The organism is Acidiphilium iwatense (genome assembly GCF_021556475.1).
Classification (GTDB): domain Bacteria; phylum Pseudomonadota; class Alphaproteobacteria; order Acetobacterales; family Acetobacteraceae; genus Acidiphilium; species Acidiphilium iwatense.
In genome coordinates this window covers 1-1,213 of record NZ_JAKGBZ010000145.1, presented here as the reverse complement: position 1 = coordinate 1,213, position 1,213 = coordinate 1, and the positions used below count along the sequence as shown (strand labels likewise).

Annotated in this window: 2 pseudogenes; one reads left to right on the top strand and one right to left on the bottom strand. The window is 41.9% G+C overall.

Going from position 1 to position 1,213, the window contains the following annotated elements:
• Positions 1 to 18 precede the first annotated feature (18 nt).
• A pseudogene (locus L2A60_RS20470) lies at positions 19 to 999 on the top strand (APC family permease); the annotation flags it as partial.
• 108 nt (positions 1,000 to 1,107) lie between these two features.
• On the opposite strand, the pseudogene L2A60_RS20465 reads toward L2A60_RS20470, so the two are convergent.
• Positions 1,108 to 1,213 (bottom strand): annotated as a pseudogene (locus tag L2A60_RS20465) (IS5/IS1182 family transposase); the annotation flags it as partial.

Here is a 1,213-nt window from a genome sequence, read left to right as displayed (position 1 = left end):
ATCGTCACAATCCATTCCATGGATACACCCTCCTATGTTGACGGTTCGGCATCCTACCGCAGTTCGGCCGCAGCGAACGCCAGCGGTTGGGTGGGGGCGTTCCACACCATCAGAATTGGACGCAAAAAAGGGGTCACGGTTGGACGCGATTTGACAACATGGATACAATATAGTATTCAGCAAATGCTTGGTTATACTATTAATTGGATTTTGTTAATGTTTATGTTTTCTTTAATAGCCGTTTATCTCCGTATTCTGGGAGTCACTATTTCGTCAAAACTTGCGATCGCGCTATTTGCTTTCGAAACTGCGGTGCTGTTGGTAGCATCACTCGCAATGATAGCCACACACCTTCGTTTTATTTCTATACAACCGTTTAGTTTTATAAAATTATTTGGAAATTTTAGCGATCTTGGGCTGGCATTTCCTTTGGCAGTATATCCATTTCTGGGTTCGAGTAATGCAGCTGCCATGGCTGAAGAGGCGAAGAGGCCTCATTCTACTATTAGGATAGCGGTTTTTTCGGCTACAATATTTGCCTTGTTATTATATGTTTTCTGTGTTTATGCTACAATCATTGGGTCTGGATTTAATAAAAAACTACTTACTCATGGAAACTACCCATTGATATCTGTCGCCGATCACGCATTGGGAAATTTTTCGTTTATTCTTCTTATTGCCGGGATTACAAGTACAATATCTCTGACTATTGTCATCATGAATGCGATATCTCGAGTAATTTACAATCTTTCAAAAGAAGGTGTTTTACCGATCAGTCTATCAAATGTTCATAGCCAGATGGGAACGCCGTATATTTCACTTTATTTTGTTTTTAGCAGTTCAATTATTGTCGCCCTTGTGCTTGGATCTATTTTTGGTCCAACTAATGCATTTAATTGGACGGGAACCCTTGGGACGATTCCATTGATTGTAGTATTTCTAATAGTTAACGCGGCTCTTCCATTTTATTTTTACAAAAATCATCGTGCAGATTTTTCGATAATATTCCACTTATTATTTCCGTTGTTCGGTAGTATAGTGTATTTAGTTCCACTGTACGCGTCTGTGGAACCCGGGCAACCAACTCCTAAGAGTCTGACTCGGAACTCATGTGTAACGAGCGAGTCGGCGGGTGAGGAGCATGACGGATGCGGCGTAGAGGAAGGCGGTAGCGGAATGGATTGTACCCTCGAAATCCTTTGCCAGACGCCGG